This is a genomic window from Undibacterium sp. 5I2 (assembly GCF_035019605.1).
Classification (GTDB): Bacteria; Pseudomonadota; Gammaproteobacteria; order Burkholderiales; family Burkholderiaceae_D; genus Undibacterium.
In genome coordinates this window covers 25,702-47,809 of the sequence record NZ_JASJVS010000028.1, presented here as the reverse complement: position 1 = coordinate 47,809, position 22,108 = coordinate 25,702, and the positions used below count along the sequence as shown (strand labels likewise).

The 22,108-nt window shown below is 53.3% G+C and carries 22 protein-coding genes; 6 read left to right on the top strand and 16 right to left on the bottom strand.

The features are described 5' to 3' along the window. Window positions 1–37: 37 nt before the first annotated feature. From hemW to QN359_RS11520, 5 genes are all read right to left on the bottom strand, one after another. Window positions 38–1,300 (bottom strand): radical SAM family heme chaperone HemW, encoded by a 1,263-nt coding sequence (hemW, locus tag QN359_RS11540; protein ID WP_322248136.1) that lies wholly within the window; start codon window positions 1,298–1,300, stop codon window positions 38–40. Beyond that, window positions 1,297–1,881, bottom strand: coding sequence for an RdgB/HAM1 family non-canonical purine NTP pyrophosphatase (gene rdgB / locus QN359_RS11535; RefSeq protein WP_322248135.1), 585 nt, complete (start codon window positions 1,879–1,881; stop codon window positions 1,297–1,299). Before rdgB ends, hemW begins: the two co-directional genes overlap by 4 nt. An 11-nt stretch (window positions 1,882–1,892) precedes the next feature. After that, complete coding sequence (gene rph, locus QN359_RS11530; protein ID WP_322248134.1) at window positions 1,893–2,630, bottom strand: ribonuclease PH; 738 nt, start codon at window positions 2,628–2,630, stop codon at window positions 1,893–1,895. A gap of 4 nt (window positions 2,631–2,634) precedes the next feature. Then, window positions 2,635–3,576, bottom strand: a complete 942-nt coding sequence (locus QN359_RS11525) for a PP2C family serine/threonine-protein phosphatase (RefSeq protein ID WP_322248133.1) — start codon at window positions 3,574–3,576, stop codon at window positions 2,635–2,637. 71 nt (window positions 3,577–3,647) lie between these two features. Continuing rightward, window positions 3,648–4,661: a serine/threonine-protein kinase gene (locus tag QN359_RS11520; RefSeq protein WP_322248132.1), complete on the bottom strand. Its 1,014-nt coding sequence runs from the start codon at window positions 4,659–4,661 to the stop codon at window positions 3,648–3,650. 151 nt (window positions 4,662–4,812) lie between these two features. On the opposite strand from QN359_RS11520, the gene QN359_RS11515 reads away from it, so the two are divergent. From QN359_RS11515 to rpoZ, 3 genes are all read left to right on the top strand, one after another. Further along, on the top strand, window positions 4,813–5,700 hold the full coding sequence (locus QN359_RS11515; protein WP_322251111.1) for a YicC/YloC family endoribonuclease: 888 nt from the start codon (window positions 4,813–4,815) through the stop codon (window positions 5,698–5,700). Window positions 5,701–5,807: 107 nt separating this feature from the next. Beyond that, window positions 5,808–6,476, top strand: coding sequence for a guanylate kinase (gene gmk, locus QN359_RS11510; RefSeq protein ID WP_322248131.1), 669 nt, complete (start codon window positions 5,808–5,810; stop codon window positions 6,474–6,476). A gap of 87 nt (window positions 6,477–6,563) precedes the next feature. Continuing rightward, window positions 6,564–6,767, top strand: coding sequence for a DNA-directed RNA polymerase subunit omega (gene rpoZ / locus QN359_RS11505; protein WP_322248130.1), 204 nt, complete (start codon window positions 6,564–6,566; stop codon window positions 6,765–6,767). A gap of 27 nt (window positions 6,768–6,794) precedes the next feature. Here rpoZ and QN359_RS11500 read toward each other — a convergent pair whose 3' ends face one another. Next, window positions 6,795–6,965 (bottom strand): hypothetical protein, encoded by a 171-nt coding sequence (locus QN359_RS11500; protein ID WP_322248129.1) that lies wholly within the window; start codon window positions 6,963–6,965, stop codon window positions 6,795–6,797. Between QN359_RS11500 and QN359_RS11495 the strand changes: the two genes are divergently transcribed. Next, a complete protein-coding gene (locus tag QN359_RS11495) occupies window positions 6,964–9,162 on the top strand; it encodes a bifunctional (p)ppGpp synthetase/guanosine-3',5'-bis(diphosphate) 3'-pyrophosphohydrolase (RefSeq protein ID WP_322248127.1) in 2,199 nt (732 codons plus the stop codon). The genes QN359_RS11500 and QN359_RS11495 overlap by 2 nt on opposite strands. A gap of 38 nt (window positions 9,163–9,200) precedes the next feature. Here the strand turns inward: QN359_RS11495 and QN359_RS11490 are convergent, their stop codons facing one another. Together QN359_RS11490 and greB are read right to left on the bottom strand one after the other, a co-directional pair. Further along, complete coding sequence (locus QN359_RS11490) at window positions 9,201–10,559, bottom strand: DUF3422 domain-containing protein (RefSeq protein ID WP_322248126.1); 1,359 nt, start codon at window positions 10,557–10,559, stop codon at window positions 9,201–9,203. Between the two features lie 20 nt (window positions 10,560–10,579). Beyond that, window positions 10,580–11,137 (bottom strand): transcription elongation factor GreB, encoded by a 558-nt coding sequence (greB, locus tag QN359_RS11485; protein WP_322248125.1) that lies wholly within the window; start codon window positions 11,135–11,137, stop codon window positions 10,580–10,582. A 223-nt stretch (window positions 11,138–11,360) separates the two neighbouring features. Between greB and QN359_RS11480 the strand changes: the two genes are divergently transcribed. Beyond that, complete coding sequence (locus tag QN359_RS11480) at window positions 11,361–12,008, top strand: response regulator transcription factor (RefSeq protein WP_322248124.1); 648 nt, start codon at window positions 11,361–11,363, stop codon at window positions 12,006–12,008. Window positions 12,009–12,032: 24 nt separating this feature from the next. Beyond that, complete coding sequence (locus QN359_RS11475) at window positions 12,033–13,673, top strand: GGDEF domain-containing protein (protein WP_322248123.1); 1,641 nt, start codon at window positions 12,033–12,035, stop codon at window positions 13,671–13,673. A 1-nt stretch (window position 13,674) separates the two neighbouring features. On the opposite strand, the gene QN359_RS11470 is transcribed toward QN359_RS11475, so the two are convergent. From QN359_RS11470 to QN359_RS11435, 8 genes are read right to left on the bottom strand one after another with little or no spacing between them, the layout of a single operon-like run. After that, window positions 13,675–14,325, bottom strand: a complete 651-nt coding sequence (locus tag QN359_RS11470; protein WP_322248122.1) for a hypothetical protein — start codon at window positions 14,323–14,325, stop codon at window positions 13,675–13,677. Continuing rightward, a complete protein-coding gene (locus QN359_RS11465; protein WP_322248121.1) occupies window positions 14,322–14,972 on the bottom strand; it encodes a GNAT family protein in 651 nt (216 codons plus the stop codon). Before QN359_RS11465 ends, QN359_RS11470 begins: the two co-directional genes overlap by 4 nt. Window positions 14,973–14,974: 2 nt before the next feature. After that, on the bottom strand, window positions 14,975–16,099 hold the full coding sequence (locus tag QN359_RS11460; RefSeq protein ID WP_322248120.1) for a DegT/DnrJ/EryC1/StrS family aminotransferase: 1,125 nt from the start codon (window positions 16,097–16,099) through the stop codon (window positions 14,975–14,977). A 20-nt stretch (window positions 16,100–16,119) separates the two neighbouring features. Beyond that, entirely contained in the window at window positions 16,120–17,355 is a 1,236-nt protein-coding gene (locus tag QN359_RS11455; RefSeq protein ID WP_322248119.1) for a class I SAM-dependent methyltransferase, read from the bottom strand. Next, window positions 17,352–17,915: a dTDP-4-dehydrorhamnose 3,5-epimerase family protein gene (locus tag QN359_RS11450; protein ID WP_322248118.1), complete on the bottom strand. Its 564-nt coding sequence runs from the start codon at window positions 17,913–17,915 to the stop codon at window positions 17,352–17,354. Before QN359_RS11450 ends, QN359_RS11455 begins: the two co-directional genes overlap by 4 nt. Before the next feature lie 3 nt (window positions 17,916–17,918). Continuing rightward, window positions 17,919–19,022, bottom strand: coding sequence for a CDP-glucose 4,6-dehydratase (gene rfbG / locus QN359_RS11445; RefSeq protein WP_322248117.1), 1,104 nt, complete (start codon window positions 19,020–19,022; stop codon window positions 17,919–17,921). Then, a complete protein-coding gene (rfbF, locus tag QN359_RS11440; protein WP_322248116.1) occupies window positions 19,007–19,777 on the bottom strand; it encodes a glucose-1-phosphate cytidylyltransferase in 771 nt (256 codons plus the stop codon). The genes rfbG and rfbF overlap by 16 nt, the downstream gene beginning before the upstream one ends. Next, window positions 19,774–21,975 (bottom strand): tetratricopeptide repeat protein, encoded by a 2,202-nt coding sequence (locus QN359_RS11435; RefSeq protein WP_322248115.1) that lies wholly within the window; start codon window positions 21,973–21,975, stop codon window positions 19,774–19,776. Before QN359_RS11435 ends, rfbF begins: the two co-directional genes overlap by 4 nt. Window positions 21,976–22,108 lie beyond the last annotated feature (133 nt).

Here is a 22,108-nt window from a genome sequence, read left to right as displayed (position 1 = left end):
CTGGCGTAGCGTCTGCGTTTACTAAAATCATTGCTTATTATGCATACTTCAAAAAAATTTGCTGCAAATCATTCAAAAATAATTTCCCCAATGGAGTAGGAACGATGCGACTGTGGTCACGTTGCATCAATCCTTTGCGCTCAGCCAGTTGCAACGAGGCTTCCATGTCGTTGAGCAACAATCCTGTGCGCTCTTGGAATAAGTTAACTGGGAAGCCGTGATTAAGCCGCAGAGTATTGAGCATGAATTCAAACGGCAAATCTGCCGCATCGATTTCATGCGATTCTTGTATCGGATTGCCGCTGCGGCAGGCGTCGATATAGGCTTGCGGTTGCTTGAGTCTGGCTTGGCGCACGATGCGATGGGGGAAGGACAATTTGGAATGAGCACCGGCACCGATGCCAAGGTAATCGCCGAAATTCCAGTAATTGAGATTGTGGCGCGCTTCGCGGCCGACCTGGGCATAGGCCGACACTTCGTAGTGACCATAGCCGGCCGCTGCCAGACTATTGTGGATGTAGTCTTGCATATCGGCGCTGGTATCGTCGTCCGGAATTGGCGGCGGAAATTTGGCGAAATAAGTATTCGGTTCCAGCGTCAGGTGATACAAAGACAGATGCGCCGGTGCGAACGCCAATAAGCGCGCCACATCTTGTGCTACTTGATCCAAGTTTTGCCCGGGCAAGGCAAACATCAGATCGAGGTTGACGTTATCAAAATGCGTCATCGCGATCTCGACGGCACGCGCGGCACTGTCACCATCATGAATGCGACCGAGCGCAGCCAGATGCGCAGAATTAAAACTCTGTATGCCAACCGACAGCCGATTGATGCCACTGTCGCGAAAGGAGCGGAATTTATCGGTCTCGAAGGTACCTGGATTGGCTTCCATGGTGATCTCTGCTTCGCTGGCCAAGGGCAGCAAGGTGCGCAGATCCGACATCAAGCGATCGAGTCCGGCCGCCGACATCAGGCTGGGGGTGCCGCCGCCGATGAAGACGGTGTAAATTTTACGGCCCCAAATCAGCGGCAGCGCCGCTTCCAAATCACTGCGCAAGGCTGTGAGATAAGCATTTTCATCGAAGCTGCCTTTGACTTCATGCGAATTGAAATCACAATACGGGCATTTCTTAACACACCAAGGAAAATGCACATACAGCGACAAGGGCGGCAAGACGCTCAGATTGAGGCTGCCAGGCGCGAGGAAACGCGCGGCCACATCCTGCGGCACGGCGTCGAGCGCCATGGCTGGGCGGGCAGCCGGCGCGCCAGTATTCGAAATCGGCTTAATCGGAATCATTTTAATTTCTCGAACAAAACGCGTAGTGCTTGGGCCCGATGTGAGCGTTGATTTTTTTCTGCCGCATCGAGTTCAGCCACGGTTTTCCCTAAATCCGGCAGGTAAAAGTGCGGATCATAGCCGAAGCCATTGCTGCCGCGAGCGGTATCGATGAGCCGACCATGCCATAAGCCATCGGCAATCAGCGGCTGCGGATCATGTTCACTGCGCACCAGCACCAGCACGCAGTAGTAATACGCCGACTTGTCGGCATGCGCAGCCATGGCACTGAGCAATGCTGCGTTATTGCGTTGGTCCGATTTCGGGGCACCGCCAAACCGCGCCGACAGCACGCCAGGCGCGCCGCCCAAGGCTGGCACACAAATACCGGAATCGTCGGCCAAGGCCGGCAAACCAGTCTCTGCAGCAGCATGGCGCGCCTTGCGCAGGGCGTTTTCAACGAAGGTGAAATACGGCTCGTCGGTTTCGGCCACGCCCAACTCAGCTTGCGCGCGCAATTCGATTCCCAGCGGCGCGAGAATTTGGTAAAACTCGCGCAACTTACCGGCGTTATTCGATGCTAATACGATTTCTTTTGTCATTCGCGCAGCCTTCACTGTTCCAGCAAACCGAGCACTTGCTTTTGCAAGGCGATCAGATCGCTGATACCGCCCTCGGCCAAGTCGAGCAATTGATTCATGCTGGCGCGATCAAACGCCGCGCCTTCGGCCGTGCCTTGAATTTCCACAAAATCACCGGCCTCGGTCATGACCACGTTCATATCGGTGTCGCAATTCGAATCTTCCGGATAATCGAGGTCGAGTACCGGCATGCCTTGATAGACACCAACCGAGATGGCCGCAACAAAATGCCGCAGCGGCACCGCTGGCAGCACGCCGTTATCGACTAATTTAGCGAAGGCATCGTAGGCCGCCACCATGGCACCGGTGATCGCGGCCGTGCGGGTACCGCCATCGGCTTGCAGCACATCGCAATCAAGATGCAAGGTGCGTTCGCCGAAGGCTTCGAGGTCAAACGCGGCGCGTAGTGAACGGCCGATCAAACGTTGAATTTCCTGGGTACGACCAGATTGCTTGCCTTTGGCCGCTTCGCGGTCCATGCGTGTGTGCGTAGACCTTGGCAGCATGCCGTATTCCGCTGTCATCCAGCCCTGCCCCTTGCCTTTTAAAAAGCCCGGGACTTTGTCTTCAATGCTGGCGGTGCAGATGAGCTTGGTGTCGCCGAATTCGATCAATACCGAGCCCTCGGCGTGTTTGGTGAAATGACGGTTGATGACAACCGGGCGTAAAGCATCAGCGGCGCGACCGCTAGGACGTAAATTAGTAGACATGGCGTTAATTTTTAGTGGTGATACGCGCCGATTTATGAATGGCGTTGCGAATTTCGGCAATCGCTTTTTCAATTTCGGCATCGTTGAAAATATCGGCATCGTTGTTATCCATCGCCACATCAGGATCAAGCGGTGCTTGAATCGTGGTGGTAATCGAACCGATAGGCAAGGTATTGGTGGAGATGATGGAGGAATCTTCGAGGCGATCATCGCCTTCCCACATCATCGCCAGTGCCGTGGCATTGTCGCTGTGCTTACCGGCGATGCTGACGGCAGAACGGATTAATTCCGGGATCGCCCGCACGATCGTGTTTTCGTGCAGTTTTTGTGCCAGCACATGGTCGGGCAGCATAGACCAAAAACCATCTGAACACAGTAACAACAGGTCACCCGGCTGCAGTACGGCGCGGCGGGACAGTTCGACGATCGGTGAATTCGGCGCACCGAGACAGTTGAACAATTTATTTCTATCAGGATGGGTATGGCGTTCGGATGGATCGACCTTGCCTTGGGCAATCAAGGTTTCGATGCGCGAGTGGTCTTTGGTGCGCAATAAGATTTGCCCTTGGCGCATCCAGTACAGACGCGAATCGCCACAATGCGCCCAATACGCGTAACCGTTTTGTATTAAACAGGCGACGATGGTGGTGCGCGGTGTTTCGGGCAGATTATTGATGGTGCGATAACGATGAATTTCCTGATGCGCAGCCAGGAAGCTGTCTTCCAAAAAACGCTCAGGACGACCGACCAGCGGATGCGCTTGTTGTTGAAACAGCGAACCGATGGTTTGCATGGCGATGGCCGCGGCCATTTCACCCATGATGTGGCCGCCCATACCATCGGCCAGCAATAACAGAATCGCATCGCGGGTAAAACTGTAGCCCATGCGATCTTGATTGACTTTACGACCGCCGATATGGCTTTCTTGATAAACGGAAAAACGCATGACGTGTATCAGCTTTTGAAATAATAATTAATAAAAAACCGCCGTGCGGTCCCTGCTGCTACCTGACAGGTTCAATTCAAGGTGCTTTCTTGTATGGTCGTGTGGTCGCTGTCGCGCGTTTTTCGATTCCCACGAGAAAACAGTCCCGAAATTTTTTGCTTCAACTTTTCTCCCAAACTCTGCTCCGGCGGCACCTGGGCTTTGGTTGCCAAGGCTTTTTGCAGGGCAAATACACTCTGCGGCCGTTCCAGCGGGTCGAGCTTCAAACACCAGCGTACCACCTCAATGAGTTCGAGCGAATACATCGCTTCGAGCTTGCGGTAATGGGAATCCATTTTATCATTGGTTTTACGCTGATCCGACGGCTGTGGCGGCGCGCCTATCATGCAGGCGAAGATCGAGGCACCAATGCTGTAAATATCGGTCCAAGGGCCGAGGTTGCCATTCTTTTGATACAGTTCCGGCGCCGCGAAACCCGGGGTATACATAGGATAAAGCTTGGGAATATCGGTTTTAAGGGTCTGGCGCGCGGCACCGAAGTCGAGCAGAATCGGCGTGCCATCAAGACGCAGATAGATATTGGCCGGTTTCAGATCGAGATGCAGCAGCTTATTGGTATGCACCTCGCGCAAGCCATTCATGACTTGGTTGAACATGCGCCGAATGAAACGCTCGGAGACCAAGGGTTTTTCGCCTTTGTCACGGCGGCGCAAGATATGCTCTTGCAAGGAGCGCCCTGATTCATAGGCCATCACCATGTACACGGTTTCATTGGCGCGGAAAAAATTGAGTACGCTGACCACATTCGGATGGGAAATCCGCGCCAGTGCGCGGCCTTCCTCAAAAAAGCATTTGAGACCGATGCGATAGATAGGTAAATTGTCATTCGAAATGGAAGGCACAAGCTCACCCTGCTGACGCAAAGCCAATGAACTCGGCAAATATTCTTTAATCGCCACCGCATTGCCATCTTCATCCGACGCCAGATAGACAATACTGAAGCCACCGGAGGCAATTTTCTTTACAATACGGTATCCGGCGATTTCCAGCCCATCTGGTAGGGGGGCATTATTTTGTGCAGCCATCAATCTTCCAATCCTATATACAGCAGCGATTGTGTGGATAATCGGGCGGTTTGTAAAGAATATCCTTCTACGCAATAACTTTTTTGGATTCTTCTGTGCCGATTCAGAACGAATCAGAACGAATGAGGTCACTATTTTGAGTATTTACAGTATGACAGGCTATGCCACGAGCACACGCGAAACCGAGGCTGGCACGATGACTATCGAGATCAAGAGCGTCAATTCGCGCTTCCTTGACCTGCAATTTCGTATCAATGACGACTTCCGCTCGGTCGAACCCTTGTTTCGCGACGCCATTTCACGCAAGCTCACGCGCGGCAAGGTCGAATGCCGCTTCAGCTTCGGCAAAAACCTCCACGACAAGCAACAAAAATCACTGAATGCCACGGTATTGGCCGAATTGGCGCGTTTTCAGGCAGATTTGCAAGCCTACTTCCCCGATGCCACCGCCTTGAGCAGCAATGAACTCTTGCGCTGGCCTGGTGTGATCGAAGAAAGCGAGATCAATGCCGACAGTTTACAGGCCAGTATCAACGACACCATCAATGCAACCCTGGACGCCTTCCTTGAGAGTCGCCGCCGCGAAGGGGCCGCACTCGAACAGGTTTTGACGAGCCGAATCGATGCGATGGAACAGATCGTGGCCCGAATTACCCCGCTGATGCCGCAAATGTTGCAGCAATTTCAGCAAAAGGCCATTGCCCGCCTCGAAGAAGCGCTCGGCCTGACCGCTGCCGGCACGCCCGGCATCACGCGTGAAGAGACGCTCGACCGCATCCGCCAAGAGGTGACGGTGTACGGCATACGCGTCGACGTGGCCGAAGAACTGGCGCGGCTGTCGGCGCATTTGAGCGAAACGCGACATATCCTGAAAAAAGGCGGCCAAGTTGGTAAGCGGCTCGATTTCATGATGCAAGAATTGAATCGCGAAGCCAATACACTGGGTTCGAAAGCGGCACTCAAAGAACTCGCCGATGCCGCCATGGAATTAAAATTATTCATAGAACAAATGCGCGAACAAGTACAAAATCTTGAATAAGCACGCGCTTTTACGTATACTCGCGCGATATTTTTCGTCAGCACGGCTGCCAGACTGCTGTAGTCCCGCGCGCTGCTCGCGCCACACCGCCACTTGAAAGGCCCAGGATGTTACCGTTCACGTCCCCGCTCACCGCTGCTGCGTCATCCACCGCCGGCAGTTTATTCATCGTTGCCGCCCCTTCCGGGGCTGGCAAATCGACCTTGGTCAACGCTTTGCTGGCGCAAGAGCCGCAGATCAAACTATCCATTTCGTTTACCACGCGCGCCCCGCGCCCGGGCGAACAAGATGGCTGCCAATACCATTTCACCACACCGGCCGATTTCCTGGCGCGCAAAGAACAAGGCGAGTTTTTGGAATCGGCCGAAGTGCATGGCAATTTCTACGGCACCTCGCGCCTCTTGATCGAACAACAAATGCGGGCTGGCACCGATGTACTACTGGAAATCGACTGGCAAGGCGCACAGCAGGTACGCAAACAGTTTCCCGGCGCAGTAGGAATTTTTATCTTGCCGCCGTCGATTCCGGCACTCGAAGATCGCCTGAAAAAGCGCGGACAAGATGAACCGCACGTGATTACCCGGCGGATTTTGGCGGCCGGCGGCGAAATGGCGCACTCGCCAGAGTTCGAGTATGTTATTATCAACCAAGACTTTGCTACTGCGCTGTCCGACTTGAACGCCATCATCAGAGCGACACGTTGTCGTTTTATACAACAAGCGACACGAAACAGCGAGTTATTCGCCCAGCTCGGCATTCATGCCAATCCCGACTGAGGCTGCGCTTATAGCCGCAGACGACAGCATCACTGGCACGACGCGCTTTACATTTCATCATATATCATCAGCAATCAGGAAAAAACCATGGCACGCATTACCATTGAAGACGCTTTGAAACGCATCCCTAACCGCTTTCAACTGACACTCTGTGCGACTTACCGCACGCGCCAGTTGTTGCAAGGTCATACACCTAAGGTAGAATCCAAAGACAAACCGACGGTTACCGCGCTGCGCGAAATCGCTGAAGGTAAAATCGGCATAGAAATGCTTAAAAAAGTACCGATGTAATCGTTACCGCGTTCGCATCAGATCGCCTCAACGCCAACCGGCCGGGAGCCAGGGAATGAATACCGCGCTTTGCAATTCCTCGTTACACCACTCTCCGGCCGGATCGGCGGCTGTTGCGTCGGCCCGCGGCAATAGCCCTAACGGCGGTCCCAACAACAGCCCCACCAGCAGCCCCACCAGCAGCAAATCGAGTACCATGCCGTCCTCCCCTCGCAGTCCTGCCGCACCCCCTGTCGTTACGCACATCGGCGTCGCCTCCACCACCGCATTAAGTCAACGTCTGGCCGAGTACATGTCGCCGGCCGATCTGAAATTGGTCAAGGAAGCCTACCGTTTTTCTGATGAAATGCACTTAGGTCAGGTCAGAAAGTCGGGCGAACCATATATTTCCCACCCGATTGCCGTGGCCGAGATCTGCGCCGACTGGAAGCTTGATGTACAGGCCATCATGGCAGCGCTGCTGCATGATGTGATGGAAGATCAGGATGTCAAAAAAGATGAATTGATCGAGCGTTTCGGCGCGCCGGTAGCGGCCTTGGTCGACGGCTTGTCAAAGTTGGAAAAAATCGAATTTCAAAGCCAGATCGAGGCACAGGCGGAAAATTTCCGCAAGATGCTGCTGGCCATGGCGCGCGATGTCCGCGTCATTTTAGTCAAGTTGGCCGATCGTTTGCACAATATGCGCACGCTCGGCGTCATGTCATCAGAAAAAAAACGCCGCATCTCGCGCGAGACCATGGACGTGTATGTGCCGATTGCGCACCGTCTCGGACTCAATAATATTTACCGCGAATTACAAGATCTGGCATTTTCTCATTTGTACCCGATGCGCTATCGCACGCTGTCGAAAGCGGTCAAAGCGGCACGCGGCAACCGCCGCGAAGTCGTCAGCAAAATTCTCGAAGCGGTAAAAAGCACACTCAAAGAAGCCGGACTGACCGCAGAAGTCTATGGGCGCGAAAAAACTTTGTATGGTATTTACCGCAAAATGCAAGACAAGCACCTGAGCTTTTCACAAGTGCTGGATGTCTACGGTTTTCGCGTGGTGGTAGAAAATTTCCGCGAAAGTTATTACGCCCTCGGCTCGCTGCACGCACTCTATAAGCCTATGCCGGGCAAGTTCAAAGATTACATCGCCATTCCCAAGACGAATGGCTACCAATCGCTGCATACCACCTTGATCGGCCCATACGGCACGCCGGTGGAATTTCAAATCCGTACGCAAGAAATGCATCGTGTCGCCGAATCAGGCGTGGCAGCACACTGGCTGTATAAAAACGACGAAGGCAGCTTGACCGATCTGCAGCAGCGTACCCACGCCTGGTTGCAGTCGCTGTTAGATATACAAAAACAAACCGGTGATTCGGCTGAATTCCTCGAACATGTCAAAATTGATCTGTTCCCCGACTCAGTCTATGTGTTCACCCCGAAATCCAAAATCATCGCCCTGCCGCGCGGTGCCACGGCACTCGATTTTGCTTACAATATCCATACCGATATCGGCGATCAAGCGATTGCCACCCGGATTAATCACGAGCCGGTGCCACTGCGTTCAGAACTCAAGAACGGCGATATCGTCGAAATCATCACTTCACCGAATTCGCGCCCTACCCCGAATTGGCTGACCTATGTCAGAACTGGCAAGGCGCGCTCGGCGATCCGTCATTATTTACGCACCATCAATCTGAGCGAATCAACCGAACTGGGCAAGCAATTGCTGGCACAAGCCTTGGTGGCGGTGAATCTCAATCCGGAACTGCCCGATGCGCTGATCGATAAGTTACTCAACGAATCGAGCGCTAAATCCATCGATGAACTGTATGCCGACATCGGCATCGGTAAGCGCATGGCAGCATTGGTGGCACGCCATTTGCTCGACTTGGTCGAAGATGACTCCTCCTCGATACCGTTTCAACAGTTGGGCGACCGTCCTGAGTACAAGCACGAACCGGTGATTATCTATGGCAGCGAAGGCGTGTCAGTACAATTGGCACCATGTTGCCTGCCAATTCCGGGCGATGTCATCGTCGGTCAACTGAAACGCGACCAAGGCTTGATCGTGCACACCGACGACTGCGAGCACGCCAAACGTTTACGCAGCAAAGAACCGGACCGCTGGATCGATGTCAATTGGGGCGATGAAGTCAATCGCAGTTTTGATACCCGTATTGAAGTCACCGCCAGCAATGAGCGCGGCGCGCTGGCACGAGTTGCCGCTGAAATCGGTGAATCAGAAGCCAATATCAGCCATGTCAATATGGAAGATGGCGACGCCAACGACATGACGCACATCCACTTCACGATACAAGTCGAAGACCGCACGCACTTGGCGCGCATCATGCGCAATATCAAGCACTTGAGCGGCGTGGTTCGCGTACTCAGAGAGCGCAACTGATCGCTCAGCAGACCGATCGATTGCGCCCCTCCCTTACGTCAGTGCAGCTTGCGGTGCATGCGCCGCAAGCTGTACCACACCGTCAGGGCGATGACTGGTATCAGTACACCCGTCAGTAACTCCGGGTTGATGTTCAGACCGAGCGCCTTCAAGCCTTTTCCGGTATACAAAAATAAGCCGGCCACATAATAGCTGATGGCGGCGACCGACAAACCCTCGACCGCTTGTTGCAAGCGCAATTGTTGGGCCGCGCGCGCATTCATGCTTTGTAAGATTTTACGATTTTGCTGCTCTTGCATGATGCCGACGCGCGTGCGCAATAAATCATTGGTATTCGCAATCCGCGCCGCCAGCGCTTCTTGGCGACGCACGATGGCTTCGCAGGTATGCATGGCCGGTGCCAAGCGCCGATCCATGAATTCGGCAATGGTCGGCAAGCCTTCGATGCGCGTTTCGCGCAATTCCAGGATGCGCGCTTTGACCAAGCTGAAGTAAGCTTTTGAGGCGGAAAAACGGTAACTGTTTTCCAGCGTCAACTGTTCCAAACGCGCAGCCAAATCGATAATACTGCGCAATACCGCCTGCTCGGCATCGGTATCGGCCAACTCAGCTGCCTCGCTACGTGTGAGCGTCGCCGTCAGTGCCACCAATTCGTTTTCTATCGCTGTCAGCACCGGCGCTGCCGACTGCGCCTGCGGCAAGCCCAGCAAGGCCATCATCCGGTAAGTTTCGATTTCCAGCAGACGTTGCACGGTACGGCCGGCTTGCTGTTCAAGAAAACCAAAATCTTTGAGGACAAAGCGACCGAAACCATCGGCTTGAATCAGAAAATCGGTCCACACTTCACCGCGCGCGATGAGCTCGCTGCCGACTGCCAAGCCACCCTCGAAATACTTGCGCAAGCCGGCCGGCTGCTCGCGACTATCGCCGGCAATCAGGGCCAGATGAGCGGCCACCATAACTTTGCCCTGCAAGCCGGCCAACCACCACTGTGGTATATGACGCAAAGGCAGCCTGGCGAATACCTCATCCAAGCCGGCCGTTACGTTGACTGCAGAATCGCTGACCAAAGCAGCGCTGGCCAGATGATTTTCCAGAAATGTGTAGGTAGCAAATTCGGTGTGGCACTCCCACTTTAGGCGAAAGCCGCCGAAGTCATGAAAAAAGTACTTGGCGTGCACGCCCGGAGCAGCCACCCCGAAGTGGCCGCAAAATTGCGCCAACAAAGACAGCTGGGTGGGTGCGGTATCATCACCGCTGTGTGCGTCACTCCGTGCGAACACGGCCAGATGGGTCAGGGTTTCCGCCCCGGCCAACTCCAAGGAAGGCCGCGAATGGACTTCGGCGGCTAAGGGAATGCGTAAGGGATGATTGATTGTCAGGGTATTAAAGGCCATGGGCAGTGTTCCAGCGTCGGTCAAGCAGGGTAAGTGACGTCGATGATGGTCAATTCATCGAGTCCGGAAGGGGTTTTCAGCATGACTGTATCGCCGATACGCGATTTCGTCAAAGCCCGCGCAACCGGAGAAATCCAACTGATTCTTCCAGCCAAGGGATCGAATTCATCGATCCCGACTATGGTAATGCACACTTCGGTGCCATGCTGGTTTTCATAGACGATGGTAGCGCCGAAAAAAATCTGGTCCGAGCCATGATGCACGCGCGGATCGACTACCTCAGCGAGATCGAGACGCTTGGTTAAAAAATGAATCCGCCGGTCGATCTCCCGCAAGCGCCGCTTGCCGTAGATGTAATCGCCGTTTTCCGAACGATCGCCATTCGAAGCAGCCCAGTGGACGATGTTGACCACTTCGGGGCGGTCGACATCGATCAAACGCAGAAATTCTTCCTTCATCTGCGCGTGGCCGGCCGGGGTCATGTAGTTTTTTGAGCCAGCCGGAATCGCCGGCGCACCGAAGTCTTCGTCGTCGTCCGCCGGGCTTGCTGTTGCCAATGCTTGCTTTATTTTTACCATCGTCTCAAGTCAGATCAAATTTATTGCTATCTTCTCACCATATACCGGCTATCCCTTATAAAATATGGACATATTTTATAAGGGATAGCAAAACGATACACGCCATTGTATGCGAGCTGCGGCTAAGGAAGTGCGGATTTAATCCGCGCTTCCCTAGGATAGTCAGCGATCCGCAGCGCTTGGCGTTTGCACCCGGCAGACTCATACAGAAATGGAATTGTGCATGGCTGATTACACGCCGATCAAATTATTCGTTGTCGACGATTATGCCATCGTCCGGGAAGGCATCAAGAGCATCATCGCCACCAGCGGTGACATCGGCTTGGCCGGCGAAGCCAGCGGCGGCTTGGAAGCAATTCGTTTGTCGCGCCAGCTCGATTATCAAGTCATGCTGCTCGACATCGCTCTGGGCGATAAAAACGGTTTGGAAGTACTTAAACAGATCAAGACTGAGAAACCGACGGCTAATATTCTGATGTTTTCGGTATATCGCGAAGACCAATACGCGATACGCGCCCTCAAGGCCGGCGCATCCGGCTATATCAACAAGCAAAGCAGCACCGGCGACATCCTGACAGCGATCCGCCAGGTCGCCGGCGGCCTGAAATACATCAGCGCGCAACTGGCGCAAGACTTGGCCAACAACCTCAACCAAGAACATGAAGATGCCTTGCACAAAACCTTGTCGGACCGCGAATTCCAAACCTTGACCATGATTGCCTCCGGTCGCTCGGTCAGCGACATTGCCAAAGAATTATCTTTGTCGGTAAAAACCATCAGTGAATACCGTTCCAGGATATTACTGAAGATGAAATTACGGCACAATGCAGAAATTACGCACTATGCAATCAAGAATCAATTGGTGGATTAATCCTTTTTTTGCGAACTGACACCCATGTCCAATACAACAAATAATTCGCAATTCAAAAGCCCCACCGACATCGCCCGCGAAACCTTTCGCCAGTTGGCCATACAACGTATCGCACCGACCCCGGACGCCTACAGTAAGCTCTATCATGACATCGCCGGTCTGCCGCTCGAAGTCGCCGCTACCATTCCAGCTGCCGCGGCCGCGCCATCGGCAGCAGAAAATCTGCTGACCAGTTTCGCCGCCAGCTTGCAAAACTCGGGCAGCGAACTCGAAACCTATGGCCATCGCTTCAGCCGCGCCGCCAAAACCGGTAACTGGGATGATTACAGCAAGGGTCTGCGACAGCTGAGCGAACGCATCAGCGCGCCCCCTGCTGCTGCGTTCGCTCTCAGTAGTACAGCACTTGCCAGTAGCGCGACGCCACCACTGAACACGATTTCCTTGGTCGATGAAGCGGTCGACCCCTGCCGCAAGTTGCTGCAAGATTTACTCTATCGTACCCTGACGCTGGCACTGTTCTCACTGCTCAAACCCACCCCCAGCTTGGCCAGCGAAGCGGAAGCGCTGGGCGTGGAAGTGAAGCAGGCCGAGACTGAAGGCGCACTCAACCAAGTCGCAGTCCGCTTGAAGCATTTATGCTTTCAAATTGAACTGCAAAGCGGCGACAGCGCAGAACAACAAGAATTACTGCTACGCCTGTTCGATCTCTTGCTCACCAATATTCATGATTTGCTCGACAATGACAACTGGCTGCGTGGTCAAATCGACGTGGTGCGGCATCTGATCGCCGGACCGATCGACCATCGCGCGCTACAGGACGCCACGCGCAGCCTGAAAGAAGTGATTTATAAGCAAGCGACTCTGAAGACCAGTATCGCTGCCTCCAAAACGTCGGTCAAGAACATGATGACGGCGTTTATCGACCGTCTCGATGCGATGGTCGTGAGCACCGATGTCTATCAACATAAGATGGATGACTACGCAGTCGAAATCGGCAGCGCCACCAATGCTGGCCAAGTCGCTGGCATCATCAGCAATATTCTCAATGAGACCCGGACGGTACGCAGTGAAACGATCCGTTCACGCGACATCATCGTGGCAGCGCAAAAAGAAGTCACGGATGCGGAAGAGAAGATCAAGAATTTGGAGAGCAAGCTCGCGCACATGAGTGAACTGGTACGCGAAGATCAACTGACCGGCAGCCTGAACCGGCGCGGTATGGATGATATTTATGAGCGCGAAGCCGATCGCGCCGATCGGCGCGGCACGCCGCTGTGCGTGGCCATGCTCGATCTCGATAACTTCAAAAAGCTCAATGACCAACACGGCCATGCGGCCGGCGATGAGGCTCTGGTACATTTGGTCCGCATCGTCAAACAAACGCTGCGCTCGATCGATGTGATCGCGCGCTATGGTGGCGAAGAGTTTGTCATCATCATGCCGGAAACCGAAATCGACGAAGCCGCGCTGGCAATGACACGGGTACAGCGCGAATTGACGACGCATTTCTTCAGCACCGATGCACAGCGCTTGTTCATCACTTTTTCTGCCGGAGTAGCCTTGCGCGCAGCCGGCGAAACCCAGGAAGCGCTGATCAAACGAGCGGACAAAGCCATGTATGCGGCCAAAAGTGCCGGTAAAAATCGGGTGATGCAGGCGAGCTGATTCAGCGCCGGAAAATATCGGCCAAGATATCGCGTTCGTTGGGCTTGCACGTCAAGCCGCCATCCGCCGCTTGAAATACCAGGCAATTGCCGGGTGTGTCGTGATTAATCACGCTCACACCTTGGGCGATCACGCTGCCGGGTTTCACATCGCAACGACCGATGATGGCGGTATTCGGATACATCACCACACCCCGGCCCAGTACCGGTGCCACCCCATGGTTTTTACCAACCGTGGAATTTTGATACAGCACCAGGTAATCGGCGTAGCTGGCTTTAGCCAGCACGATGCCGACGGTATGCCCGATGAAAAAGATGGACGGCAGTTCGACTTCATAAAAACAATCGATGCCGTTCAAGGCTTTATTCAGATAAAACAGCTTGGTGCAGACAATTTTCTCTGCACGATTACGCCAGATGGTATTGGAGAGGAAATACAGAAACATCGCATACTGGGTTGAATGCAGATAGTCGAATTGATTTTCCGGCCACAAGCGCACCGCATTAATACAACTATGCAGGCGTTCCAAGGCTTGATCGAGGTCGGCCTCTAACAGTGCCGGCAAGTTTTCCTGTTCATCTGGAAAGAATGCATGCAATTGACGCAGCACATACTGCAATAAGCCAGCCCTACCCAAGCTCAATACCTTCATGCGCTCGCCTCATAAATCATATAGACCAAGCTTGGTTCGACCTCACTCAGGCTCGGGTCTTCATGCCAGGCTATGCCATCAGCAACGAACTCTTTGCGCAAACAAATACGTTTAGTTTCTTGAAACCCCACTTTGCGATAAAAATCCAGTGCGCTGTTATCTGAGCGCACGCGCACAGCGATCGTCTGTATGCCCAATTGATCGCGCACCCATGCCAAGCTGGTTTGCAGCGCCAGCTTCATCAAGCCCGGTGGCGAGTCGCCGCCGCTGACGATGGCATCGGCTTCGCCATAGCCGCTGGCCCAATCGATGAAAGCGATACCGACATGACCCAGCCTTGTACCATGCAAATCTTCCAGCATGAACAGGATTTTGCTATCATTGTCATGCACATACTCAGTCAACCAATCGGCCGTGCGTTCCGGGTGCGCGTGAAATTCCGTCAAAAATGAGGTGACGTATTTGTTGCGCCACTCGCTGAGCAATTGCAGGTCGATGGGGTCGAGCTGGCCCGCTGCCGTCGGAATCACCCTTAAATAGCCGCTCACCGGCCGGCCCACAGGAATGGCCAGTCCGACTCGGCCGGAACCGGCGGCGCGCTTCAGCGCTTGTAATAGAGTCTTTCCATTTGCAAGGGTACCGGACATGCTTAAGCCCTTTCAAAAAAGCGATGAATTTGACGAGCCACTTCCTCTACCGTCGCCATCGCCATTTTGGAATGCAAGGGCAAGGATAAAATTTCCGCACCGACTGCATCCGTTACCGACAAGTCACCGGCTTTGCAATTCTTCCAGAGCGAAAACAGATGGCCTGGCTGCCAATGGATACCGGTGTCGACGCCGTTTTCTTTAAGAAACGCACGTAAATCATCGCGTTGTTGTTGCGGTACCCGGATGTAATACAGAAAAGGATTGACCTCGGCAAAATCAGTTTTCGGTACGCGAACCAGCGGCAAATCGGCCAATAGCTGATTGTAGTGGCGCGAAGCATCGCGACGAGATTGCGTGATCACATCCAATTTACTCAATTGTGCCAGTCCTATGGCAGCATGCATATTGAGCATGTGATAACGGAAACCGACCCGTTCCACATCAAAAGTCCAGGCTCTTTGGTTTTGATACATGACCGAGGAAGGCTGCTGCATGCCTAACAGCCGCAATTCGTGGACATACGCCAGTTCTTCTTTGGTTCTGACGATAATGGTTCCGCCATCGAGACAAGTGATGGTTTTCACCGGATCATGACTGAACACACAGATATCAGAAAAACTGCCTACCGGCTTGCCTTTATACGAGGAGCCGAAGGAATGGGCGGCATCATGAATGACGCGTAACTGATGTTTTTCGGCGAAGGCAGCAATCGCATCATGATTCGAAATAATGCAATCGTAATCCATGACGATAATGACCTTGGTCTTAGGCGTAATTAACTGTTCCGCCTTGACTAAATCAAGTTCCAGCGTGTTGTCATCACAATCGCAAAAAACTAGCTCAGCCTGCACCCAGCCTACTGCCTGAAAATCAGCCGAACAATTAAATGAAGCAACGATGACTTCGTCGCCTTTTTCCACGCCGGCAATCAGCAAAGCAATATGCAAAGCCGCCGTACCGGTACTGACTGCGGCAACATAGCGATCCTCAGTCTGTATAATTTTTTGCACTTGCTGCTCAAATTCGGCCACATAGCTGCCCATGCCCAGCCAACCCATTTCGAGAGATTTTCTGCTGGCATCGATTTCTTCTTGCTCGATGAGCGGTTTAAAGACTGGTATCATTTTTCCATCCTTCACAGAGATTAGCTGAGCTTAAGTTGATGTATTGCCGGTATGGCGATAAAGAATTGTGCCGGAACTTGTAAAACAGTTTCTAATTCACGCATGATCTCGAGGTGTAAATTCCACGGCAAAATCATAATGACATCAGGACGATGGCGTTGCATATGCTCGACGCCAACTATCGGTATTCTGCTGCCAGGTAAGTATTTCCCCTGCTTGTGCGGATTGATATCAACCACATACGGCAGTAAATCGGCTTTCACTCCGGCGAAATTGAGCAGTGTATTGCCTTTGGCTGCAGCTCCATACGCGGCAATCTTCAAACCCTTGCGGCGGCAATCGAGTAAAAATTCGAGCAAGGCAAATTTGGCTGTTTCTGCCGCCGCTTGGGCATGGCGATAAAATGCCACGTCCAACATGCCTGCGGCCACTTCGCGCGCCAGCATCTGCCCAACCCCAGCCGTGATCGCGCGCGTTCCACTATCGCAGCGCTGCGCCAACACGCGCAAGCTGCCGCCATGGGTAGGCCATTCCTGCACATCGAAGACTTGCAAGCCCTGTGCGGCAAAAATTCGCTGCACCGCATGAAACGACAGATAGGAATAATGTTCGTGATACGCCGTATCAAACTGGTTTTGCTGCACCATATTCAATAAATGCGGGAATTCCACGCTGAGCACGCCGTGCGGCTTTAATAACTGTGCAAATGCTGCAACAAAGTCATTGATATCCGGCACATGGGCCAAGACATTGTTGGCCACCAGTAAATCGACTGCCCGCCCCTGCTCCAGCAATTCCTGCGCCAATGCCGAGCCAAAAAATTGCTCGTAAATAGTCAAGCCCTTGGCGCTGGCGGCACTCGCCGTGCTGTGCGTGGGTTCAACCCCATAACAAGGAATGCCGGCCGCTTTTACATATTGCAACAGGTAGCCATCATTGGCGGCGATTTCCGCCACCATGCTGCCGCCATCGAGACCGAGTTGACTGATCATGTCGCTGACAAAACGCTGCGCATGGGCCAGCCAGCCCGAGGAGCAAGAACTGAAATAGGCATAATCGGCATCGAACAGATTTTCTCTACCGGTGAAATCTTCTGTTTGCGCCAACCAACACGAGGTGCAAATCATGATTTTCAAGGGCAACCAGGTTTCCGCGCGCGGCAAATCACTCTCACGCAGATAAGCGTTCGATGGCGGCGCGCTGCCGAGGTCGAGAAAAACCTGTTCGAGTGGCGCGGCGCAATGGCGGCATTTCATAATTGAATTCCTGAAAAAGTCGTATCAATAAAAGCACTATGACGGTCGCGCTCAGAGTGTTGCGTCACCGGCAAAGGCCAAGTGATCGCCAGCGCCGGGTCGAACGCGTGCAGGCCGAATTCGCTCTCAGCAACATACTGATGGCTATGGCAGTACAGCATTTCCACCTCATCCGTGAGGGTTTGAAAGCCATGCGCAAAACCGGCCGGTATCAAGTAAGAACAAGCTTGTTCCGCCACCAAATGCACGGCATGCCAGTGCAAAAATGTCGCTGAGCCAGCGCGTAAATCGACCGCCACATCCCACACTGCGCCACGCAAACAGGTAATCAATTTTGCTTCGCCGTGTGGCGGCAATTGCAAATGCAGACCGCGCACGCTGCCGCACTCACGCGTAAAAGTATGATTGACTTGGGCCAGCGGTGCCGACCAGCCGAACAGCGCCAATTCGTCTTGGCAAAACAAGCGTTGCAAGCTGCCGCGCACATCGCCGAGCACGCTTCTTTGTATCAGATGCAAGCCTTGCAAAGGTGTTTCTATCAGTTCAAACCTCGCTGTCATGGCTCAGGCCTTTCCTGTTGGCGCATTGGTGGCAGGTGCCAGATAAGCGGCCAGATCAGCCGCACACAAATCCTCGGCCGTTTGGCCAGCCGCGAAATCGCGATACCAATGCATGCTGCGGGTCACCGCTTGTTCCAAGCTCCAGCGCGGAATAATGCCTAATTCACGGCGCGCCTTGCCCGCGTCGAGTGCCAAGTAGCCGGCTTCATGCGGGCCACTCAACGCCTCGGCAAACTCGGTGCGGCCACTGCCATAGGCGTGCTGCGCCAGTTGTATCACCTGACGCACGCTGGCCGCCCCGTCCGGGCCGATATTCCAGGCTGTGGCGTAGGATGCTTGATGCGGTAAGCGTTCGGCCAAACATAAATACGCCGACAGCGGTTCGAGCACATGCTGCCATGGGCGCACGGCATCAGGGCGACGAATCTGCAAACAATCACCTTGCTGCCAGGCGCGGATTGCATCGGGTAATAAGCGATCAGCCGACCAATCGCCGCCGCCGATGACATTCCCCGCACGGGCGACTGCCAGCGGCACGCCCATGGCATCAAAAAATGCCGCACGATAGCTGGCGATCAGCAATTCTGACGCGGCCTTGCTGGCACTGTAAGGATCATGGCCGCCAAGTTCTGCATTTTCCGCGTAAGGCTGTGGCGATTCGAGATTTTTATAGACTTTATCCGTGGTGATACACAGCACGGCCTCGAGCGAACTGAGCGTGCGCAAGGCTTCGAGCAGGTGCGCCGTCCCCATCACATTGGTGTGGTAAGTCGCAATCGGATCAGCATAGGCGGCGCGCACCAAGGCTTGCGCCGCGAGGTGGAACACGGTTTGCGGCGCGAACGCTTGCACCGCTGGTTTCAGCGCTGCGGCGTCGCGGATATCGATCACACGGCTGTGCATCTGCTCAGCCAGCCCTAAGGCCTGAAATAAATTCGGCTTTGTGGCGGGCGCTAAGGCGATACCGAGCACCTCGGCACCCATACTGTGTAACCAGAACGCCAACCATGCGCCTTTGAAACCGGTATGACCTGTCAACAAGACACGCCGACCACGCCAGTACGCCGGATCAGGCTGAGGCGACGGTAAAGTTACCAAATTTTCCATGGCGCTTTCCCGGAAGCCCACAATTCTTCGAGTAGATTTTTTTCCCGCAAGGTATCCATCGGTTGCCAATAGCCACTGTGTTCGTAAGCCATTAACTGCTGTTGGGTGGCTAAGCGATTGAGCGGTTCCAATTCCCAACTCTGGCTATCATCATCGATCAAATCGAGTACCGAGGGTGACAACACAAAATAACCGCCATTGATCCAACCACCATCACCGCGCGGCTTTTCAGTAAATCCTGCCACCCTGTCAGCATCACGTTCGAGCGCACCATATCGCCCAGGCGGCAAAACGGCCGTGACCGTGGCGGCTTTTCCATGCTGTTTATGAAAGGCAATCGAGGCAGCGATATCGACGTTCGACACCCCATCGCCATAGGTAAAGCAAAACGCTTCTTCATTTTCTATATACCGCGCCACGCGCTTCAAACGGCCGCCCGTCATGGTGTCGTCGCCGGTATCGACCAGCGTCACCTTCCACGGTTCGGCATGCCGTTCATGTACTTCCATGCGGTTATTCTGCATATCAAAAGTGACATCGGACATGTGCAGGAAGTAATTGGCAAAATACTCCTTGATCACGTAACCCTTGTAACCGCAGCAAATCACGAATTCATTGACTCCATGGGCAGAATACGATTTCATGATATGCCAAAGAATAGGATAACCGCCGATTTCTATCATCGGCTTCGGGCGCAGCGAGGTTTCTTCGGAAATCCGGGTACCGAGACCGCCGGCCAGTATCACGGCTTTCATGCATTATCCTTTTGGCAATAGATTTGCCACATTTGGCGATAGGCTTTTTCGACCGAACGGGCAAAGCCAACTTCATCCATCAGTGGCGAGCCTTGTATTTCACGGCGCAAATTTTTCCTCAAATGTATCAAGGCTTCGGTGTCGTGCGCCAAGGTCAAGACCTTTTCGGCATACTCCATTTCGGTTTCGGCGATCCATTCGCGATGACCGGCTGCAGCCAGCACACTCGAACCGATACGACCGACGGTAGGCCGATTCGCCAAACTCACGAAAGGCACCCCCATATACAGCGATTCGATCAAGGTGGTGCCGGAATTATGTGGAAAGCAATCCAAACTGATGTCGATCTTACTCAGAGGTATCCGCGACGGACTGTCATAACCGACCTCAAGACGATCGCGCGCAATACCGAGATCGACAAAGCGCTGGGCCATGGCATCTTGATTCGGCTTATCTTTGAAGTCACCGCTGTTGATCACCAAGCGCGAATTCGGCATGGCATCAAGGATCGCCGCCCACACGGCAATGAGCTTATGGTTGATGCGATTAGCACGCGACAGACTGCCGAAGGTAATGATGCCGTCTTGTAAAAATGGCGAATCGGTCGCGAATTCTTCTTGAAAATCCGGTCGATAGGCGAACGCGGGGCCATCGAGTCGCCATAATTTTTCTGAAAACAGATGGTCACAATCATCGGTGACGCCTTGGCTGTCGGTTAAATAGTAATCGACGGCAGTCAGACCGGTGGTATAGCCGAAATCGAGCCAATGTAAGGAGACGGGTGCCGGCTTGCGCGCAAAAACACCGAGCCGGTTATCGGTGGAATGGCCGGAAATATCGATCAAGATATCGATGCCATCGCTCTTAATCAGCTCAACGATGGCTTCATCGCTCATGCCACGGGTGTCGCGCCAATGATCGACACTGGCCTGGTAGCGTTCGGTAACATGATCTTCGTAAGGCGGGTCGGAATAGGCAAACACTTCCACTACGGCGCTGTCATGCTGTTCGAGCAAAGGTAAAAGGAAGTAACGGCAAACTTGATTACAAAATGCCTGAGACAGATAGCCGACTTTCAAGCGCTTGCCTGGGTTTTTCTCATTATTCAATACCGTCCATGCGGAGCGGAACGGTACCCCGAAGCGTATTTCAAAATCTTGATAGGCGCTGTATATCACTTCAGCAGATAGATCGGCATGACAATTCAAGGTAAACAATAGTGAGCTGAATACTTTGCGCGCAAAATCCGATTGCGGATCTTTTTCCAGCTTCAAAGCCTGCATATACGCTTCAATCGCCGCATCCAATTGATGCGCTTTTTGCAATGTATTGCCGTAGGCAGACCATAATTCCGCATCGTCTTTGCTATGGGTAAACGCCACTTGCGCCAAATCCAAGGCGGCACCGACCTGACCGACGCGAGCAAAGGTATTAATCAGGGCCGCATAAGGCTTGATGTAAGCCGGATTAAGCTCTATCGAGCGCAGATGATGGGTAGTTGCTTCTTCGAAGCGCTGCAGATCAACATACACCCCTGCCAAATTGCTGTGAATATAATAACTGTTCGAATCGATCGCGATCGCGCGCAGGTAACTGTATATCGCCTCTTGTTTACGCTCTACCCCATTGAGCGCATTGCCCAGATTATTATGCGCATTCGCCAATGAGGGTTCATACAACACAGCACGTTCAAGGTAGGGAATGGCGGCGGCAAACTTGTGCAGACCATTTAAGGCGGCACCGGCGTTGTTGCACATCCGGGCATTAGTTGGCAGCAACACCAAGGATTTCTCGGCAGCGGCCAAGGCGACCTGGAATTTCTCCTGCTGTATAAAAGAGATCGCCAGGTAATCCCAGGCATAGGCATCTTTGGGGCACTGTGCGCTCAACCACAGACTGCCCTGCTCCATGAGCTCGAATTGAAGAGTGCTCAAGCAGACATCAAGAAAATCATAAAATTCGCGCGCATCTTGGCTGCGTATCTGTACACTCGACATGGCGCTGCGCAAATAGGTAAAGGCCAAACTACAATCCTGCCGCTTCAAGGCGATTTTCGCCAATAAGTAATTGGCTTCGGCATGCAGCGGGAATTTCCCGATCAGTTGCCGACAGGCCAATTCAGCCTCAGGCAAGGCATTGGCCTTGAATAATTTTTTCGCTTCGCCGATGCTGGCCAGCTTCAATTTTCCTGCTTTCATCATTTCCTCAAGGAAAAAGTACGTGTTTCTTGATTTTGCTCTTTTTGCTCTTATACCTTGCTTCACTCACACTCGCAGTTTATCGGGCAAACGCCAGTTTCATCCGCCGATCAGAGGGTGGAAACGTGCTCAG

Bases quoted from the DNA above. Each gene is read 5' to 3' on its own strand.
- hemW (WP_322248136.1), bottom strand. From the start codon at position 1,300: ATGATTCCGATTAAGCCGATTTCGAATACTGGCGCGCCGGCTGCCCGC.
- rdgB (WP_322248135.1), bottom strand. From the start codon at position 1,881: ATGACAAAAGAAATCGTATTAGCATCGAATAACGCCGGTAAGTTGCGC.
- rph (WP_322248134.1), bottom strand. From the start codon at position 2,630: ATGTCTACTAATTTACGTCCTAGCGGTCGCGCCGCTGATGCTTTACGC.
- QN359_RS11525 (WP_322248133.1), bottom strand. From the start codon at position 3,576: ATGCGTTTTTCCGTTTATCAAGAAAGCCATATCGGCGGTCGTAAAGTC.
- QN359_RS11520 (WP_322248132.1), bottom strand. From the start codon at position 4,661: ATGGCTGCACAAAATAATGCCCCCCTACCAGATGGGCTGGAAATCGCC.
- QN359_RS11515 (WP_322251111.1), top strand. From the start codon at position 4,813: ATGACAGGCTATGCCACGAGCACACGCGAAACCGAGGCTGGCACGATG.
- gmk (WP_322248131.1), top strand. From the start codon at position 5,808: ATGTTACCGTTCACGTCCCCGCTCACCGCTGCTGCGTCATCCACCGCC.
- rpoZ (WP_322248130.1), top strand. From the start codon at position 6,564: ATGGCACGCATTACCATTGAAGACGCTTTGAAACGCATCCCTAACCGC.
- QN359_RS11495 (WP_322248127.1), top strand. From the start codon at position 6,964: ATGCCGTCCTCCCCTCGCAGTCCTGCCGCACCCCCTGTCGTTACGCAC.
- QN359_RS11500 (WP_322248129.1), bottom strand. From the start codon at position 6,965: ATGGTACTCGATTTGCTGCTGGTGGGGCTGCTGGTGGGGCTGTTGTTG.
- QN359_RS11490 (WP_322248126.1), bottom strand. From the start codon at position 10,559: ATGGCCTTTAATACCCTGACAATCAATCATCCCTTACGCATTCCCTTA.
- greB (WP_322248125.1), bottom strand. From the start codon at position 11,137: ATGGTAAAAATAAAGCAAGCATTGGCAACAGCAAGCCCGGCGGACGAC.
- QN359_RS11480 (WP_322248124.1), top strand. From the start codon at position 11,361: ATGGCTGATTACACGCCGATCAAATTATTCGTTGTCGACGATTATGCC.
- QN359_RS11475 (WP_322248123.1), top strand. From the start codon at position 12,033: ATGTCCAATACAACAAATAATTCGCAATTCAAAAGCCCCACCGACATC.
- QN359_RS11470 (WP_322248122.1), bottom strand. From the start codon at position 14,325: ATGAAGGTATTGAGCTTGGGTAGGGCTGGCTTATTGCAGTATGTGCTG.
- QN359_RS11465 (WP_322248121.1), bottom strand. From the start codon at position 14,972: ATGTCCGGTACCCTTGCAAATGGAAAGACTCTATTACAAGCGCTGAAG.
- QN359_RS11460 (WP_322248120.1), bottom strand. From the start codon at position 16,099: ATGATACCAGTCTTTAAACCGCTCATCGAGCAAGAAGAAATCGATGCC.
- QN359_RS11455 (WP_322248119.1), bottom strand. From the start codon at position 17,355: ATGAAATGCCGCCATTGCGCCGCGCCACTCGAACAGGTTTTTCTCGAC.
- QN359_RS11450 (WP_322248118.1), bottom strand. From the start codon at position 17,915: ATGACAGCGAGGTTTGAACTGATAGAAACACCTTTGCAAGGCTTGCAT.
- rfbG (WP_322248117.1), bottom strand. From the start codon at position 19,022: ATGGAAAATTTGGTAACTTTACCGTCGCCTCAGCCTGATCCGGCGTAC.
- rfbF (WP_322248116.1), bottom strand. From the start codon at position 19,777: ATGAAAGCCGTGATACTGGCCGGCGGTCTCGGTACCCGGATTTCCGAA.
- QN359_RS11435 (WP_322248115.1), bottom strand. From the start codon at position 21,975: ATGAAAGCAGGAAAATTGAAGCTGGCCAGCATCGGCGAAGCGAAAAAA.